The sequence below is a fragment of the Saccharothrix sp. ST-888 genome, from assembly GCF_000955975.1.
Taxonomy (GTDB): Bacteria; Actinomycetota; Actinomycetes; order Streptomycetales; family Streptomycetaceae; genus Kitasatospora.
In genome coordinates this window covers 1-312 of the sequence record NZ_JYJF01000906.1, presented here as the reverse complement: position 1 = coordinate 312, position 312 = coordinate 1, and the positions used below count along the sequence as shown (strand labels likewise).

The 312-nt window shown below is 74.7% G+C and carries 1 protein-coding gene; it reads left to right on the top strand.

Features of this window, described 5'->3' with window-relative positions:
* A partial coding sequence (locus UK12_RS42570) for a hypothetical protein (protein ID WP_045307255.1) occupies positions 1–312 on the top strand: 312 nt, incomplete at both ends.

The window sequence follows — 312 nt, the reverse complement described above, 5'->3', positions numbered from 1 at the left end:
TCGGGACGCTGCGCCGTCACGAGGGCGGTCTGGAGCGGCTGTTCGCGTCGCTGGGTGAGGCCCAGGTGCGCGGTGTCGCGGTCGACTGGCAGTCGTTCTACGCGGGCCGGGATGCCCGCCGGGTGGACCTGCCGACCTACGCCTTCCAGCGCGAGTGGTACTGGCTGGAGACGCCGGCCCCGGTGGCCGGTGTCGCGCCGGTCGACGCGGTGCACGCCCGCTTCTGGGAGGCCGTCGAGCGCGAGGACCTGGATGCCCTGGCCGCGACCCTGGAGGTCGAGGGCGGCAGTGAGCTGGGCGCGGTGCTCCCGA